The 18,476-nt window shown below is 29.2% G+C and carries 16 protein-coding genes and 1 riboswitch; of the genes, 15 read left to right on the forward strand and 1 reads right to left on the reverse strand.

The window, feature by feature from the left end; translation table 11 throughout:
• Window positions 1-61: 61 nt before the first annotated feature.
• The 10 genes from KGF50_RS05270 (at window position 62) to fabZ (ending at window position 9,203) form a co-directional block, all read left to right on the forward strand.
• The gene (locus tag KGF50_RS05270; RefSeq protein WP_227847121.1) at window positions 62-802 is read left to right on the forward strand and encodes a rhodanese-like domain-containing protein; all 741 of its coding nucleotides are present in this window, start codon (window positions 62-64) and stop codon (window positions 800-802) included.
• Between the two features lie 43 nt (window positions 803-845).
• Window positions 846-2,147 (forward strand): rhodanese-like domain-containing protein, encoded by a 1,302-nt coding sequence (locus KGF50_RS05275; protein ID WP_227847122.1) that lies wholly within the window; start codon window positions 846-848, stop codon window positions 2,145-2,147.
• Window positions 2,148-2,332: 185 nt separating this feature from the next.
• Window positions 2,333-3,202 (forward strand): 4Fe-4S binding protein, encoded by an 870-nt coding sequence (locus KGF50_RS05280; protein WP_227847123.1) that lies wholly within the window; start codon window positions 2,333-2,335, stop codon window positions 3,200-3,202.
• 85 nt (window positions 3,203-3,287) lie between these two features.
• The gene (locus KGF50_RS05285; RefSeq protein WP_227847124.1) at window positions 3,288-4,025 is read left to right on the forward strand and encodes a YwmB family TATA-box binding protein; all 738 of its coding nucleotides are present in this window, start codon (window positions 3,288-3,290) and stop codon (window positions 4,023-4,025) included.
• 20 nt (window positions 4,026-4,045) lie between these two features.
• Window positions 4,046-5,299, forward strand: a complete 1,254-nt coding sequence (gene murA, locus KGF50_RS05290; protein WP_227847125.1) for a UDP-N-acetylglucosamine 1-carboxyvinyltransferase — start codon at window positions 4,046-4,048, stop codon at window positions 5,297-5,299.
• 86 nt (window positions 5,300-5,385) lie between these two features.
• The gene (gene spoIID / locus KGF50_RS05295; RefSeq protein ID WP_227847126.1) at window positions 5,386-6,450 is read left to right on the forward strand and encodes a stage II sporulation protein D; all 1,065 of its coding nucleotides are present in this window, start codon (window positions 5,386-5,388) and stop codon (window positions 6,448-6,450) included.
• A gap of 65 nt (window positions 6,451-6,515) precedes the next feature.
• The gene (locus KGF50_RS05300; protein WP_227847127.1) at window positions 6,516-7,184 is read left to right on the forward strand and encodes a M23 family metallopeptidase; all 669 of its coding nucleotides are present in this window, start codon (window positions 6,516-6,518) and stop codon (window positions 7,182-7,184) included.
• A 97-nt stretch (window positions 7,185-7,281) separates the two neighbouring features.
• Window positions 7,282-7,542: a sporulation transcriptional regulator SpoIIID gene (spoIIID, locus tag KGF50_RS05305; RefSeq protein ID WP_044212029.1), complete on the forward strand. Its 261-nt coding sequence runs from the start codon at window positions 7,282-7,284 to the stop codon at window positions 7,540-7,542.
• A gap of 197 nt (window positions 7,543-7,739) precedes the next feature.
• Window positions 7,740-8,759, forward strand: a complete 1,020-nt coding sequence (mreB, locus tag KGF50_RS05310; RefSeq protein ID WP_227847128.1) for a rod shape-determining protein MreB — start codon at window positions 7,740-7,742, stop codon at window positions 8,757-8,759.
• Window positions 8,760-8,774: 15 nt separating this feature from the next.
• The gene (fabZ, locus tag KGF50_RS05315; protein ID WP_227847129.1) at window positions 8,775-9,203 is read left to right on the forward strand and encodes a 3-hydroxyacyl-ACP dehydratase FabZ; all 429 of its coding nucleotides are present in this window, start codon (window positions 8,775-8,777) and stop codon (window positions 9,201-9,203) included.
• Between the two features lie 135 nt (window positions 9,204-9,338).
• Here fabZ and yyaC read toward each other — a convergent pair whose 3' ends face one another.
• Window positions 9,339-9,848: a spore protease YyaC gene (gene yyaC / locus KGF50_RS05320; protein ID WP_227847130.1), complete on the reverse strand. Its 510-nt coding sequence runs from the start codon at window positions 9,846-9,848 to the stop codon at window positions 9,339-9,341.
• A gap of 188 nt (window positions 9,849-10,036) precedes the next feature.
• Window positions 10,037-10,140: riboswitch (SAM riboswitch) on the forward strand.
• Between the two features lie 136 nt (window positions 10,141-10,276).
• On the opposite strand from yyaC, the gene metK reads away from it, so the two are divergent.
• From metK to KGF50_RS05345, 5 genes are all read left to right on the forward strand, one after another.
• A complete protein-coding gene (gene metK / locus KGF50_RS05325; protein WP_227847131.1) occupies window positions 10,277-11,470 on the forward strand; it encodes a methionine adenosyltransferase in 1,194 nt (397 codons plus the stop codon).
• 333 nt (window positions 11,471-11,803) lie between these two features.
• The gene (locus tag KGF50_RS05330) at window positions 11,804-12,901 is read left to right on the forward strand and encodes a hypothetical protein (RefSeq protein WP_227847132.1); all 1,098 of its coding nucleotides are present in this window, start codon (window positions 11,804-11,806) and stop codon (window positions 12,899-12,901) included.
• Window positions 12,902-13,172: 271 nt separating this feature from the next.
• A complete protein-coding gene (locus KGF50_RS05335; RefSeq protein ID WP_227847133.1) occupies window positions 13,173-15,392 on the forward strand; it encodes an ATP-dependent RecD-like DNA helicase in 2,220 nt (739 codons plus the stop codon).
• Window positions 15,393-15,394: 2 nt separating this feature from the next.
• Window positions 15,395-16,177 (forward strand): ComF family protein, encoded by a 783-nt coding sequence (locus tag KGF50_RS05340; protein ID WP_227847134.1) that lies wholly within the window; start codon window positions 15,395-15,397, stop codon window positions 16,175-16,177.
• Window positions 16,178-16,520: 343 nt separating this feature from the next.
• Entirely contained in the window at window positions 16,521-18,425 is a 1,905-nt protein-coding gene (locus tag KGF50_RS05345; RefSeq protein WP_227847135.1) for a BglG family transcription antiterminator, read from the forward strand.
• The last annotated feature ends 51 nt before the right edge of the window (window positions 18,426-18,476 follow it).

The raw sequence follows: 18,476 nt of genomic DNA on the forward strand, positions 1-18,476 counted from the left end.
TATAATAAAATAAGATTTTATATCAAAAAAGGGAATATTTTTAATATTGGAGGGTAATTTTATGAAATTTAGTAAAAGATTTAAAGTTTTAGCTATTGGTTTGACTTTAGTATTAACATTAGGGAGTGTAGTTGGTTGTGATTCTAAAGAATCAGAAAAACCAAAAGAATCTTCTCAAAGTCAAGATAAGGCTAGTTATAAAGAAGCTACAGGTGAAGAAGCTGTAAAAATGATGAAGAAAAATAAAGAATTATTGATATTAGATGTAAGAGGTGCAGAGGACTATGCTAAAGGTCATATTATAAATGGTATAAATATATCAGTAGATGATTTAGAAGGTAAATTAAGTGATTTAGAAGGATATAAGGATAAAACTATATTAGCATATTGTAACTCAGGTAAGAAAAGTGCAAAAGCTGCTGAAATATTAGTAAAAAACGGATTTAAAGATGTTTATAATGCAGAAGGTGTAAAAGATTTTGATTATGGATTAGTTACATATAATGATATAACTGCTCCTGAAATGTTAAAGTTAATAAGCGAAAATAAAGATGCTATAGTAATAGATGCTAGAAAGGCAAAAGAGTTTGAAACTGGGCATTTAAAAGAAGCTATCAATATACCACTAGAAGATACAGAAAAGAAAATGGGAGAACTTGATAAAAATAAGGATATAATCTTATACTGTAGAACTGGAAATAGAAGTGGACAAGCAGCTAAAATACTTTCAGAGAATGGATTTACAAAAGTATATAATTCAATTGACGGTGTAGATGAATATGATTTTGATTTAGTTAAATAGATTTAAAATAATAAAAGATTGATTAGAAATCGGAGTACAAATTATGTCAAAGAAATTCAGAGAAGAAATAGAAGAAGATTTTTTTGTTAATGTTAAATCAATTTCTACAGAAGATTTGAAAGAGAAAGTACAAGATGAATCTTGGGTTATAGTTGATACTCGTTTAAATGATGCATATAACGGATGGAAATTAGATGGAGTAAAAAGAGGCGGACATATAAGAGGAGCAGTAGATTTTTCTGCGAATTGGCTATATGTAGACTCAGATAAAAAAGATAAGGTACTAGAACAAGCACTAAAAACAAAAGGTATTGATTTAGATAAAAATATAGTACTATATGATGCTAATGGGAAAGATGCGTTACTCATAGCTACTTACTTATCTAAAAAAGGATATGAAAATCTATATAAATATGATATTAAACAATGGGCAAATAATGAAAATCTTCCAATGGAAAGATATAAAAATTATCAAATGATAGTACCTGCTTCTATAATAAAAGATATCTTGGATGGAAAAATTCCAGAGACATTTGAACATTCTAAGAATATAAAAATGATTGAAGCAAGTTGGGGAGAAGAAAAAGAATCTTATGCAAAAGGGCATATACTTACAAGTGTTCATATAAATACTGATATTATAGAGCCTCCCCCAACATGGATGCTTACTAATGATGATAATTTGGCCAAATTTGCTTTAGAATATGGATTTACAAAAGATGATACTGTGATAATTTCAAGTAGCGCATCTATGGCTTCTTATAGAATTGCTATTATATTACGATATATAGGGGTAAGAGATGTAAGAGTTTTGAATGGTGGAATAAACTCATGGATATCAGAAGGATATGAGTTGGAGTTAACTAGTAATCCAAAGAGTTCATGCACTACTTTTGGGGCAAATATACCAGCTAATCCACAACTAATTGTTAGTATATCAGAATTAAAGCAAAAGCTAAGAGATAAAAATAAATTTACATTAGTGGACAATCGTTCTTGGGATGAACATATAGGTAAAATATCTGGATATAGCTATTATGATAAAAAAGGACGTATACCAGGAGCCTTATATGGTCATGCAGGTAGTGACAGTGTATCACTAGAAGAGTATCGCAATATAGATAACACAATGAGAAATCAATATGAGATATTGGCAATGTGGGATAAAGAAAATATAGATACTAATAAACAACTTGCATTTATGTGTGGCAGTGGATGGCGTGCTGCAGAGATATTAACGTATGCAAATGTTATGGGATTTGAAAACACTTCTCTCTATAGTGATGGATGGATGGGATGGAGCCTTGATGATTCAAATCCAATTGAAACAGGAGATTCAAAATAGAATTTTGTAAAAAATATAATATAATTGTTTAAAATGAAGGTATATTCAGTTTATTAAGTTGAATATACCTTTGTTATGTTTTAAAATATAAACATAGTTAGAATATGCTTATATAGATGTGCACTTATTTAAACATATTATTAGCAATATAGAATTATAAATTTATATATTATGAGGTGTGAAATATGATTAGTAAAGATGAAAAAGCAAGGTTAAAAGCTGAAGGTATATTAGCTCAAAGCCAAGAAGGGTATTTCTCAATACGAATATTGAGTAGAGCTGGAAACTTTACAGCAGAACAGCTTATCAACTTATCAAAGTTATCTGAAAAATATGGGAGAGGCTATGTAGGTGTTACTACTAGACTAGCTGTTGAAATACCATGGATAAAGTATGAAGATATAGATTTAATGAAGGAAGATTTAAAAGCTGTAGGGCTAAAGCATGGTGGTACGGGTAAAAAAGTAAGACCATTAGTCGCATGTAAAGGTACTGTATGTCAACATGGAATATATGATACACAAGAATTATGTGGAAAGTTACATGATTCATATTTTGGATATGATTTACCATCTAAAACTAAAATTACACTAGTTGGATGTCCAAATAACTGTGCAAAAGCGAATACTAATGATGTGGGTATAGTAGGTCAAGTATACGTAAAATTCAATGAAGAGAAATGTAAAAATTGTGGATTGTGTACATCATCTTGTAGACAAAAATCAGTTTATATGGAAGATAAGAAATTAGTGTGGAATAAAGAAGAATGTGTAAATTGTGGAAAATGTGCTCAAGTATGTCCATTTGGAGCTATGGAAGTTGATAAAAAAGGACTAGCTGTTTATCTTGGTGGTAGAATGGGAAGAGGCTATAGATTTGGAGATAGACTTAGTAATTTGTATACAGAAGATAATATAGAAGAATTAGTGCAAGATGTATTTTATACATATAAACAATTAGCAAGTCCAGGAGAAAGAATAAGTAAAGTATTAGAGAGAATTGGAATTGAAGAGTTTGAAAAACATTTATTGAGTATAAAATTACAAAATGCATAAAAATACATATTGATAAAGTATATCTCTCTTAAATTTGTTAATAATTCTGTTATAGAGAAAAACAAATTTAAGGGGGATTTTTATTATGAAGATAATAAAGTTAGTTGTAAGTTTTTTTATGTTAATGGCTATAGGCATGACAATATCTTATGCGGATACAAACATAAATACTAGATATAATAAACTAATTAGTGCTCTTGAAACTTCAGAAGCTGATTTTAAATATTATAATATGAAAATTAATTCTGTTATAAATTACAATTTATCAAATAAAGAATTACATAATATTTTTCTAGAAATAATTAACAATCTAAAGTTAGATGAAAAAGGAATAAATTGGAATCAAAAAGGGTATGGCGATAAAATACAATTATATGCTACTATAAAAGATAGCGATAAAGAAATTTCTATAAAAGGAATAAATAAAAATAATAAAGAAAGCTACATAATAGTTGACATATTGGACAACAAAGTATATAAACATAAAGAGGATATTTATAGCAGTGTAGAAAATGTGTTAAATAAATATTCATCTCAAGTAGATGTATCTGCTTGTGTTGTTGGAGAATACACAAAAAGGTTACAAAACCACAAATATGATGATATTTTACAAAAAATATTATATAATATGAGTGCTAAGCAAATAGATAAAGTGAAAGACGTAAACTTTTTATCTATAACAGCATATAGTAAAGTATTAAATGATGATGATTTAGAATATTTAGGGGAAAAAATCAATTTAAATATAGGAATTAAATATAATGAGGACGATGGAAAAACACTCATATATATTGCCACACCAATTATAAAATTAGATTATTAATTATGAGGAGATCAGAAAATATGGCTAAGATAATAGTAAAAAAGAGTAATCCACTTAAAGGTAGTGTTAAAATAGATGGCGCAAAAAATGCAGTTTTACCAATAATAGCAGCAACTTTATTAGCGAATGGGAAGTCAACTTTAAATGGGGTTCCAAATTTGAGAGATGTTCATGTTATATCAGATTTATTAAGACATGTAGGAGCAGAAGTTGAATATAAAGAAAATACACTTACTGTTGACGCAAGTAATATAAAAACTTGTGAAGCTCCATATGAGCTTGTAAGAAAGATGAGAGCTTCTTTTTTGGTTATGGGACCATTACTTGCTAGATTTAATAGTACAAAAATTTCTATGCCAGGAGGATGTGCTATAGGAACAAGACCTATAGATTTACATTTAAAAGGATTTAAAGCTTTAGGTGCAAAAATAGAGATGGACCATGGTTTTGTTGAAGCCGCAACAGAAAAATTAGTAGGAAATAAATTGTATTTAGATTTTCCATCTGTTGGAGCTACTGAAAATATAATGATGGCAGCTTCTTTAGCAGAAGGAACTACAATAATAGAAAATGCAGCAGAAGAACCAGAAATAGTTGACTTAGCTAATTTCTTAAATGAAATGGGAGCAGATGTTAAAGGTGCAGGTACTAATACTATAAAGATAAAAGGTGTTAAGGAGTTAAAAGGAGCAGAACATAATGTAATTCCAGATAGAATAGAAGCAGCAACTTATATGGTTGCAGCAGCTATGACAAAAGGTGATATAACAGTTGAAAATGTTTTAATGGAGCATTTAAAGCCAGTTGTAGCTAAATTAAGAGAAGCTGGTTGTGAAATCACAGAGATGGATAATTCTGTTAGAGTAGTAGGTCCAAAGGTATTAAAGCCAATAGACATAAAGACTTTACCACATCCAGGGTTTCCTACAGATGTGCAAGCTCAATTTATGGCTATGCTTACTGTAGCTAATGGAACTGGTGTAGTTATAGAAACTGTTTTTGAAAATAGATTTATGCATGTTGCTGAATTCAATAGAATGGGTGCTAATATAAAAATAGATGGAAGAAGTGCAGTTGTTAATGGAGTAGATGAATTACATGGTGCAGCAGTAAATGCTACTGATTTAAGAGCAGGAGCAGCGCTTATTTTATGTGGTCTTATAGCAGAAGGAGAAACTCAAATAGGAGAAATATACCATATTCAAAGAGGTTATGTTGATATAGATAAAAAGATAACAGCATTAGGTGGTCAAATCAAAATAGTAGAAGATTAATAATTGGTTTAGATAAGTAAGTTATAAATTGATAGGGTTGTTCATATACTTAAATACAAGGTTTTAAAAGCTAAGGAGGAGAGTATATGAAGAACCCATTGGTTGTTTTGTTAGGATTTGTAACTTGCTCTGTGTTAGTCCCTTCATTGATAACTTTAGTTTCTTACAAAAATGTGGAACTAACTGAAAAACCAGAGAAAGTAGTATCGATAAACAAAACCATTAAAAAAAATGATATTAAAGATGAAAGTAAGAAAGAAGATAAAAAGGTAGTAAACTATGAAACTGTAGACAAAAAAACACCAGTTATCAATGTCTATAATCACATATCAGGTAAAGTTGAAAAAATGGACATGGAAAACTATCTATGTGGAGTACTAGCTGGTGAGATGTCCTCGGATTTTGATATAGAGGCTTTAAAAGCCCAAGCTGTAGCAGCTAGAACGTATGTAGTATATAAGCAAGAACATGGGAAATCAAGTAAACATAAAAATGCAGTGGTATGTACTGACTATAAACACTGTCAGGAATACAAGAGTTATGCTACTCTTAAAAAGTTGAATGGCGAAGAATGGATTAAAAATAAGTATTCTAAAATTCAAAATGCAGTTAAAGGTACTAAGGGGCAGATAATAACTTATAATGATAAGGCTATACTTCCTCTTTATTTCTCTACCTCTTCAGGGAAGACAGAGAATAGTGAAGAAGTATTTTCATCAAAATATCCTTATTTAAAATCTGTAGAAAGCCCATATGATAAGTATTCTCCAAAATTTGCATCAACACTTAAAATAAGCAACACAGATTTTGTTAAGAGTCTTAGAAAATCTTATAGCAGTATTGTAATAGATGTGAATAATTTGAGTAAACAAGTTGCAATAACTAAAAGAAGTGATGCGGGAACTGTAGAAAAAATAAAATTAGGAAACAAAGAAGTCACAGGAAAAGATTTGAGAACTGTTTTTAACTTAAATTCTGCAAACTTTGATATAAAATTTGGAGAAGGATACATAGATTTTGTAGTAAAAGGATATGGTCATGGTGTTGGTATGAGCCAATGGGGAGCTGAAGGTATGGCAGAAGAAGGCTATAAATACTATGATATATTATCACATTACTATACTGATACAAAAATAAAAGATATATACTAATAATTGTATAAAATACCAAAAACACGTCAATAATCCAAATGTAGAAATATATTTGGAGGTGCGAAATGAAGAAAAAACTGTTAGAAAAAGATGGTTTTTATTTATCTTTATTTGTATGTGTTTGTTTATTAGCAGTAGGTGGAGTTTGGTTTACAAATAATAATGTAGATAAATTAGCTTCTAATAAAGGCATGATAGAAAAATCTAATAAAGATAGTGAAGAGGAAATACATTTAATTGAAAAAGATAAGAAAGATGCTATCCCTACTGCGACAGATTCAAAACAAAACTTAGAAAAAGCTAAGGCAAAAGAAGAAAATAAGTCAAGTACAACAAAATTAAATTACATTGGTGATAAGGTAATAAGAGAATATTCAGAAAAAGAACCTAGTTATTCTAAAACATTGGATGTTTGGGAAACTCATAAAGGTATAGATGTTAGTTGTACTAAAGGTAAAGAAATAAAATCTCTATTAAACGGAATGGTAGCAGATGTATTTGATGATGAAGAATATGGAAAATCAGTAAAAATAAAAAGCGACAATAATACTGTAGTAGTATATTCAAATCTAGATGAAAATGTTAATGTTAAGAAGAATCAGAAAGTAACAGAAGGACAATCACTAGGTACTGTAGGAAGTACTTCTCAGATAGAAAGTGAAGAAGGTATACATGTGCATTTAGAAGCATATAATGGAGAAAAATCTATAGACCCAATGAGTCTAATTAAGTAAAAGTATAACAAGTTTAATCATATTTGGTTAAGCTTGTTATATTTTTTGGTGTTTTTACATATATATCATTAAAGCTATTATGTGAGGGGGGTAATCTTTGAGATCTCATATAGAGGAAAGAGCCATAGTGGTAGCAAAATATATACTTGAAAAAAACACTACAGTAAGACAAACAGCCAAGACATTTGGAGTAAGTAAAAGTACAATTCACAAGGATGTTACAGAAAGATTGAAGGAAATAAATCCATCCCTTGCCAAAGAAGTTAAAAGTGTGCTAGACAAAAATAAATCAGAGAGACATATTAGAGGGGGATTAGCAACGAAATTAAAGTATGAGAAGGAACATAAAAAAATGTAGGTTAAAAACCTACTTTTTTTATTACATTAAATTATTATAAGAAATATATTAGATAATTATAAATAGCAAAAGAATAATACCTCCAAAACATTTATTTTCTCTTGATTAAAGCGAGATTTTTGTATATGCTTTATTATAGGAGTATTAATAAATAGGCTTATAATATAATCTAATATATAAATGAAGGAGTTGAAAAAATGGCTGGAGCTGATATAGGCATAGATTTAGGTACTGCAAATGTACTTGTTTATGTTAGTGGGAAGGGAATCGTTTTAGAAGAACCATCTGTTGTGGCAATAGACAACAGAACAGATTCTGTTTTAGCTGTAGGAGAAGAGGCTAAAAAAATGATAGGAAGAACACCAGGGAATATAGTTGCAATAAGACCTTTAAGAGATGGTGTAATTTCAGATTATGATGTAACTGAGAAGATGTTAAAATCTTTTATAGATAAGATAGTTGATAAAAAAGGCTTTGGAAGATTTTTTATGCCTAGAATTATGGTATGCGTGCCAACAGGTGTTACAGAAGTAGAAAAGAGAGCAGTAGAGGATGCTACTAGACAAGCTGGGGCTAGAGATGTATATATCATAGAAGAGCCAATAGCAGCAGCTATAGGAGCTGGTGTAGACATATCACAACCTAATGGCAATATGATTATAGATATTGGTGGAGGAACTGTAGATATAGCCATAATATCACTAGGAGGAGCCGTTGTAAGTGAATCTATAAAAGTTGGTGGAGACCGATTTGATGATGCTATAGTTAAGTACATGAAAAAACAACATAATCTTCTTATTGGAGAAAGAACCGCAGAAAAAATTAAGTTTGAAATTGGTTCTGCATTTAAGAGAGAAGAAGAAAAGTATATGAAAATAACAGGAAGAAATCTGATTACAGGTCTTCCTAGCTCTATAACTATAAACTCAACAGAAATGTTAGAAGCCCTTAGAGAATGCGTTGAACAAATAGTTGTTGCAACTCATGCTGTTTTAGAAAAAACACCACCTGAACTAGCGGCAGACATAGGGGATGTTGGTATAATAATGACTGGCGGAGGCTCATTATTATATGGATTAGATAAAATAATAGAACAGAGAACAGGAATAACTGTTACAATAGCAGATGAGCCACTATCTTGTGTTGCAAAAGGAACAGGGATTGCTTTGGGCTCAATAGATTTACTTGAAACAGGTGGGTCTTTCAAAAGAAAATAATTAGGAGAGTTTAAAATGTTAAATATAGATGAAATAAAAGAACTAATACCACATAGGTATCCATTTTTATTAGTGGACAAGATTACAGAGTTAGAAGTTGGAAAAAGAGCTGTTGGTATAAAAAATGTAACAGTTAATGAACCATTTTTTCAAGGTCATTTTCCAGATTATCCGTTGATGCCAGGAGTGTTGATAGTAGAAGCTCTAGCACAAGTGTGTGGAGTGGCAATGATGTCTTTAGAAGAAAATAAAGGCAAATTAGGTGTATTTGCAGGTATTGATAAAGTTAGAATCAAGAGAGAAGTAAGACCAGGAGATACATTGACTATGGAAGTTGAAATGACAACACTTAGAAGAAATATAGCAAAAGCAGATGCTAAAGCTTATGTTGGTGAAGAACTTGTCTGTAAAGGTGAGTTAATGTTTGCTTTAGTAGAAAAATAAAATTTATGCGTATGAAAACAGAAGAATAAACATCAAAATAAAAAGGTAGATAATTTGGAGTATTTATTAAATTAAATACTCTATAGTATCTACCCTTTTAATATAAAAAATTTTATCAGTTACCTTATATAAGATTTAAGTAGATACCAATAGTGCTAAAGCTATTGTTTCAGCTAAGTCTAATATAAAGCTAAGACGTATATTATTAAATGAAAGTCTGTTATTTTCATCAATTTTATCTACAATTCCTACTATAGAATAATTTCCTATTTGAGGTAGTTTTTTTCCCACACCTTTTCCGGGCAGGATAGGTCCTTCTCTAATTTGTATATTACCTATGTTACTCTGCGACCCCAAGCAAGCATCTATAGCCAAGAAGTTACCTTGCATATGTGTATTTTTTATAGTATCTAAAGACTCATATATATTTAAGGCGTGAATAGGGTTATCTAGTGTACCGTAAACGGGGTATTTAAATTTACTGTTTTTAAGTATTGTTCCAACTAAAGGGCCTAAAGTATCACCTATAGCCCTGTCTGTTCCTATGCAAACAACAATCGTATTTTCATTAATTATGGTTTTGAGAACTGAACTTAGCACCTGTATAACATCATCATCGCTGTAATTTACTTTAGCTAAATACAATAGGAACACCCCCTTCAAAAAAATATATGAATAAAAAGCACTAAAAAGACCTAACTTTAAATTTCAGATAGAGATAATATTTTATTTGTCTCACAAAAAAAGTGATGGCAAAAATATGACTAAAAATCTTGACAAAATTTTAAAAAAATAGTAAGCTAATAAGGTAAAATAAAATTTAAATCTTGATTACCTTATCAAGAGAGGCTGAGGGATAGGCCCTGTGAAGCCCAGCAACCACCCAAATGGGAAAAGGTGCTAATTCCTACAAGACAAAAGTCTTGAAAGATGAGGTCAGTTAATTAGTATGCGATTACGATTATTAACCTCTTCTTATAAGGAGAGGTTTTTTATTTTGAGTAAAATTTCTAAGAATTGAAGATAAGGTAAAACCTATAATAAAAATTAAGAATGAATAAGGAGGAACAAAAATGGCAAGACATTTATTTACATCAGAATCAGTTACAGAAGGACATCCTGACAAGATATGTGACCAAATATCAGATTCAATATTAGATGCATTGTTAGAAAAAGACCCACAGTCTAGAGTAGCTTGTGAAACTACAGTAACAACAGGCTTAGTTCTAGTAGCTGGAGAAATAAGTACATCTGCTTATGTAGATATACCTAAATTAGTAAGAGAAACAGTAAAAGAAATTGGATATACAAGAGCAAAATATGGATTTGACTGTGACACTTGTGCAGTTATAACTTCTATAGATGAACAATCTGGAGATATAGCTATGGGAGTTGATGAAGGTCTAGAAAGTAAGACTGGAGAAGAAATAGAACAAGAAATAGAAAAAGTAGGAGCTGGAGACCAAGGTATAATGTTTGGATTTGCATGTAATGAAACTCCAGAATTAATGCCACTTCCAATATCATTAGCTCATAAATTATCAAGAAGACTTACAGAAGTTAGAAAGACAGGTTTAGTTGATTATTTAAGACCAGACGGAAAAACTCAAGTTACTGTTGAATATGAAGGAAATAAAGCTGTAAGAGTACATACAGTTCTTATATCAGCTCAACATTGTGAAACAGTATCAAATGATAAGATAAGACAAGATTTAATTGAGCATGTTATAAAATCAGTTATACCAGCTGAATTACTTGATGAAGATACTAAAATTTATATAAACCCAACAGGAAGATTCGTTATAGGAGGACCTCAAGGAGATACAGGTCTTACAGGAAGAAAAATAATAATAGACACTTATGGTGGATATTCTAGACATGGTGGAGGAGCTTTTTCAGGAAAAGACCCTACAAAAGTTGATAGATCTGCTGCCTATGCTGCTAGATATGTAGCTAAAAATATTGTTGCGGCTGGACTTGCAGAGAAATGTGAGATAGAGCTTGCATATGCTATAGGGATAGCTAGACCATTATCTATATTTATAGATACTTTTGGGACAGGTAAAGTTTCAGAAGAAAAGCTTGTTGAACTAGTAAACAAACACTTTGATTTAAGACCAGGAGCAATAATAAGAGATTTAGATTTAAGAAAGCCTCTTTACAAAAAGGTTGCTGCTTATGGTCACTTTGGTAGAACTGATATAGATTTACCATGGGAAAAAACTGATAAAGTAGAACAATTAAGAAAAGATGCATTAGGTGAATAATGCTTAGACAAGGAACTGCTAGAATGTAATTTTATAATTACGTTTTAGCAGTTTTTTATTTTATAATTAAATATATTTAATAAATACTAATTTTCAATCATATAATAAAGAAACATTATTTACTGAGATTAATATATTTCATTATATAATATTGCATTAAATTAATACATATTAGAAGACATATGTTAAAAACTGGTTAAGATTTCGTTAAGTAATGTTAAATAATTCAAAAAATATTGAAAAGTAGCACTAATACAACTAATATAGTCTTAATAAACTTACATTAAATTTTACTTATTAAAAATTTATTTTATTTAGGAGGGAGTAGTGTGTATGTCAGGTAAAATAAACATCAAAATGGTTATAAGTTTTGCTGGAGCATATGTAGCAACTGTAATAGGTTCTGGATTTGCAACTGGTCAAGAAATAGTACAATTCTTTACGTTTTATGGATATGCTGGTATTATAGGAGGAATAATATCTATGGTATTATTCTCATGGTTTGGAGCAGAAGTTATAGAAAAAGGGAGAGAACTAAAGCTTAAAGAACCAATAAAGATTTATCAAGTATATTGTGGAAAATATCTTGGTACATTTTTTGAATGGTTTGGGCCATTATTCTTGTTTGGAACATTAGTAATAATGATTGCAGGAGCAGGAGCTACATTGTCAGAGTACTATGGGTTAAATCCATATGTAGGTAGGATTGGTATGGCAATCGTTTCCCTAATAACTGTATCTCTAGGTTTAACAAGACTTTCCAAGATACTAGGTAATATAGGTCCTATAATAATAATATTTACACTTTTAGTAGGAGCAATTAGTTTATTTAGTAATATTGGTGCTTTATCAAATGCAGGAGCTATAGTTGATAGTCTAAACGTCAAAACTGCTACATCAAATGGATATTTCTCAGGAGTGCTTTATACTTGTTATAATGTAATAATAGTAATAACATTTTTAACTGGAATGGGAGCTTCAGCAGAAAATAAGAGAGATGCTGTATGGGGAGGTATAGTAGGTGGAGTAGCCCTTATGGCAGCAGCTATAATGATGAATCTAGCACTACTTTCAGATGTAGGAAATATATACACAAAAGAAATACCAGCTCTTTATTTAGCTGACAAGATATCTCCAATTATAGGTATTTTATTCTCAGTAGTACTTTTATTAGGAATATATACTACAGCTGTACCATTATTATGGTCAGTAACTAATAGATTTGTGGAAGATGATCATCCTAAATTTAAAATAATAACAGTGGTAGTAAGCATATTAGCATGTATAGGAGGATTATTACCATTTGATAAACTTGTAGGGACATTATATCCATATACAGGTTATATGGGAATTTTAATTTTACTATGTATGCTTTATCGAAGAATTACCAAAACTGAAGGATATAAGGAAAATAAATCTGAAGTAAATTAATATCAAAATAAATTTGTGAAATTTAATCTATGTTTTAGAAGTAAGCTGGTTTAAATAAAATAGTTATTTATATATGGTACCTTTACTTTAAGGTACCATATTTTTGGGGTGCAGATTTTTTTTGTTTCTGATAAAATGTATAATAGTTGGAAATTAAGTTAAGTATAAAAATATAGAAAAATTTTCTGATAGAATCCTATCATAGAACTTAATATATTTAAGTATACTAACATGCAAACGGAACAATTATTAGTATTTTTAGGAGATAAAAATGGAAAAATTAGAAGGAATGATAAGCGAAATAGTCTTTAAAAATGAAGATAATGGCTATACAATAGCTCATCTGGTAAATGAGAATGATGAAATTGTTGTTGTAGGATGTATGCCTACTTTAGCAATGGGAGAGAGTATAGAAGTTGAAGGTAAGTGGGTAAACCATAAAATTTATGGAACTCAATTTGAAGTAAATAGTTTTATGCCAGTGACACCATCATCTTTAGAAGGAATTTATGTTTACTTATCTTCTGGTATGATACATGGAATTGGCGAAAAAATGGCTAAGAGAATAATTGATAAGTTTGGTGTTGACACACTAGATGTAATACAAAACTACCCAGAAAAATTACAAGAAGTAGAGGGGATAGGTAGTAAAAAGGTAAAGCAAATAGTAAAGAGTTATGAAGAAGATAGAGAATTAAGAAACATAATAATAGAACTATCTCCTTTTGGAATAACACCTAATTATTGTTTAAAAATATATAAAAAATATAAAAGTAGTGCAATAGAAATTATAAATAAAAATCCATATCAGCTTGCTGAAGACATAAGAGGAATAGGGTTTAAAGTAGCTGATAGTATAGCTAATAAAATTGGCATAGATAAAAATTCTAAAGATAGAGTATGCCAAGGAATATTATATACCTTAAATAAATCCCTAAGCAATGGACATACATATTTGCCAGAACATATTCTAATACAAGATTCGGAAAAATTGTTGGAGTTAAATGGAGATATAGTAAGAGAATGTGTAATGATGTTAGTATATAATCAAAAAATACATATAGAAAAAGTAAATAATGAAAATCTCATATATCTTATGCCATACTACCTGTCTGAAAATGGAGTATGTAGTCAAATAGTAAAATTATCCCAGTATGAATTTGAAGATTTGAATATAGATATAGAAAATGAAATTAAAATTTTAGAAGATGATAAGAAAATTAAGTTAGCAGAGAAACAAGTTTTAGCAGTTAAAGAATCTGTGAACAGTGGAGTATTAATTATAACTGGTGGCCCAGGTACTGGAAAAACTACTACCATTAATGCAATTATAGATATATTTGAAAATAATGGGAAAAGTGTAACTTTAGCCGCTCCAACGGGAAGAGCTGCTAAGAGAATGAGTGAAACCTCTAATAAAGAAGCAAAGACTATACATAGATTATTAGAAATGGGATTTTCAACAGACGATGATTTAACGTTTTTTAAAGATGAAGAAGACCCGATAAACTCAGATGTGATAATAGTCGATGAAGTATCGATGGTAGACATTATCTTAATGTATAATTTACTTAGAGCAATAAAATTAGGAACAAGAGTAATATTAGTTGGAGATAGTGACCAATTACCTTCTGTAGGTGCGGGTAATGTACTTAAGGACATGATAGACTCAAATATTATAAATGTAGTCAAATTAAATGAAATATTTAGACAAGCTCAAGAAAGTATGATAATTGTGAATGCCCATAAGATAAATAATGGTGAACCACTTCATTTAAATACAAAGGGAAAAGACTTCTTTTTTATAAGAAAATCAACGAATGAAGAGATATTGAATGAAATAATAGGTTTGGTAAATGAAAGACTACCTAAATTTTATAATGTCGATAAACTAAAAGATATACAAGTGTTATCTTCAATGAGAAAAGGAGAGTTAGGAGTTACCAATCTGAACATAGAGTTACAAAAGTATCTTAACAAAAAGGAGAAGTTTAAAGTAGAAGAAAGTTTTTCTAAAAGGTTGTTTAGAGTTGGTGACAAGGTAATGCAAGTAAAAAATAATTATACAAAAAAGTGGGAGACAGAAGACCAGAAGGAAAGTGGTGAAGGTATATATAATGGAGATATAGGCTATGTCTATCATATAGATAAAGATAAGAAAACTATTTATGTACTATTTGACCAAACTAAAATTGTATCATATTTATACGATGAGTTAGATGAGATTGACCATAGTTTTTGTACAACTATACATAAAAGTCAAGGAAGTGAATTTCCAGTTGTAGTGATACCAATAACTTGGGCTCCTCCTATGTTACTAAGCCGTAATTTATTATATACAGCAGTGACAAGAGCAAAAAAATTAGTTGTGCTAGTTGGAGATGTAAAATATCTGGAATATATGATAAAAAATAATAGAGTGAATCAAAGATATTCAAATTTAGGTTATAAGCTAAATAAATTTAAACAAGAAGGGCTGTTGATAGAGTAAATATGAAAATATGCAATGATAATTTTATTAAGAGTTTTAAAAATCTGATTAATAAATGTCTGGATTTTATTTATCCTGAAAATATAAATTGCATAATTTGTGATAAATCAATAAAAAAAACTAATACCTATTCAGTCTGTAAAAGTTGTTTTAATGAAATGAATTTTATACTAAATGGGTGTATAAAATGTGGAAAGCCAATAATACATCATTCGCTTGAAAAAGAATTTATTGAAGGGTGTAGCTATTGTTTTGATAAAAGTTTTTATTTTGATAAATCAATCTCCTGTATTGAATACAATGATATAACTAAAAAAATAATATTAGGATTAAAGTACAATCAAAAAACATTTATGACTAAATACATAGCTCAAATAATGAAAGAAAAGTTGGATTTAGAAAATGTGAAATTTGATTATATATTATTTGTTCCACTTCATAGGAAAAGACTTAATAAAAGAGGATTTAATCAAGCACAAAAAATAGCTTTGAGTTTGAGTAAAGTAATCAATATTCCAATATTAGATTGTATATCTAGGGAAAAAAATACAAGGATGCTCTATAAGTTAAGTAAACAAGAGCGAAAAAAGGAATTAAAAAATGTATTTGCTGTTAACGAAAATATTAAATTAATAAATAATAAAAATGTACTTTTGATAGATGATATATTCACAACTGGCTTGACAACAAATGAAATATCTAAGATTTTAAAGTTATCTGGTGTTAATAAGGTTTTTGTAATGACTTTGCTTACAAGAGCAAATGACAACTATGTTATGGAATAATCTTATATATTGACAATTTTACTTTAAAATATTAAAATGAATAAGTGATATTTAGGTCTGTGGTTGAAAGTCCAAGCCAGTCGCAGGCAAAAGGATCCACGTAAGTTAACACTAAAAATTGGGTTAATGAGCATGGTGCGGCTTAGAAGTAAGACCTACCGATAATAAAATCGAGAGAGAGTAGTAGTGCGGCGAACCCAAGCGAACCCTCCAGTAGGCGAGTGTGGGGTCAAAGACCAGGTCAGCTAAATATCATATTAAAAGAGAGCTAACATAATGTTTTTATGTGTAGCTCTTTTTTATATATAATAAATTTAGATTGAGTCATAAAGAGGTGATATATATGAACAAAAGACAAGAGAGCTTGTTAACAGTATTGCTATTAAAAGAAGAATTTATAAATATTAATGATATTGCTAACGATTTTGAGTGCTCAGAGAGAACAATAAGAAATGATTGTAAGTATATTGACGAATGGTTGTCTACTTTTTGTAATGCTTATATTAAAAGAAAGCCTAATGTAGGGATTAAGTTTAGTGGAGATGATACAGATAAAATAGTAGTAAATCAGAAGTTAAGAGGTGAAGTTAAAAGAGTAAACAGTGAACTTCATAAACAAGTTGAGATATTGAATCTATTACTTTGCAATAATAAGAAAATTACCTTAAATGATTTGTCCAATAAATTGTATATAAATAAAAATATTGTTAGAGAAGAAATAAATAAATTATCAGTAGAACTAAGTAATTATAATTTGAAAATTTCAACTAAAACAGGTAGTGGCATATGTATTGAGGGAAATGAGAAAGACATAAGGATAATGTTAGTGGCGTTCTTATTTAAATATATAGATAAATACAGACTAAACATGGATGAAATAGAATATTTCCATATGGTAGACATAATAGTTGTCAAAAACATAATGTCTATGATAGAAGATAAAATGGATATAAGACTTACAGATATTTCATTCAGGCAATTGATGTTATTTTTACTTATAAATATCATACGAATAAGGTTGGGGAATTCTTTTGAAATATCAAATATTAAAAGAGAACTAAAGTTAGAAATTCTTATATTAGATATAGAAAATGAGTTGAAATCCAGTCTATCTATAGTGTTAAATCATGAGGAAAAGTTATTTATAGAATCACTAATACTTGGTATGAATAAACAAATAAATAGTAAAGATACTAAAAAATCACTATACCTTAATGAAGAATTATCAGAGTACACAAAAAAAATTATAAATCTAGTATCAGAAGAATCAGGTATAAACTTTAATAATGATATATTGCTTTATGACCAATTAATATGTCACTTAAATGTTACAATGCACCAAATGCAAAGTAACGTTTATTTGGAAAATCCACTTTTAGACAATATAAAAAATAAATTTTGTTTTTTATTTACAGTAATTTCAAACTCAATAGGAATTGAGCAAAAAGGAAAACAAATAACTGAAGATGAAATAGGTTATCTTACTCTTCACTTTCAAACATCTTTAGAAAGAAAAAGTAATAAGAGAGAATCAACTAAAAAAGCAAGTATTGTATGCCCATTTAGTTTTGGAGTAAGTATGTTACTAAAAGTAAAGATAGAAAAGAGATTTAATAATATAGAAATAGTTGAAACACTAAGAGAAGAAGATTTAAGAAGAGATAACTTCAATAAAATGATAGATTTTATAATTGCATTTCAAGAATATGAAAATGTACAAAAGCCAATTTTTATAACAACACCACTATTTACTGATGAAGATGAAAATAAACTCAAAGAATTTACCAACAAAATAAAAGAAAAAGATACATCATATAAACTCATGAATAGATTAATGATGTCTGATTATTTAATAAGAGAGCTAGAACATAATGATATTTATGAGGCTATAGCATACTTAACTAATTTATTAATCGAAAAACATTATGCAGATAAAGAGTATTTAAATTCTATTATAGAAAGAGAAAAGGCATATCCAACTAATGTTGGGAAAGGAATATTATTTCCTCATGGTGACATGAAATATATAAAACAATCTGTATTATGTTTTGCAAGATTGAAAACACCAATAAAAATTAGAAATGGAAAATACATAAAGATTATACTTTTATTAGCTTATAAAAAAGATGATGATAGAAAAGTATTTAGAGAATTATTCAAAGAAATATCTAAATTGACAGAAGATGAAAATATGCTTGATGTGCTAAGTAAATGTGATATTAAAAATATAAAAAATATTCTTATATAAATTTATATCAAAATGTGAATAAGCACAAAATTTTCCATGCAATGGAAAAAG

It is taken from the genome of Clostridioides sp. ZZV15-6598, from assembly GCF_020657705.1.
GTDB lineage: Bacteria > Bacillota > Clostridia > Peptostreptococcales > Peptostreptococcaceae > Clostridioides > Clostridioides difficile_F.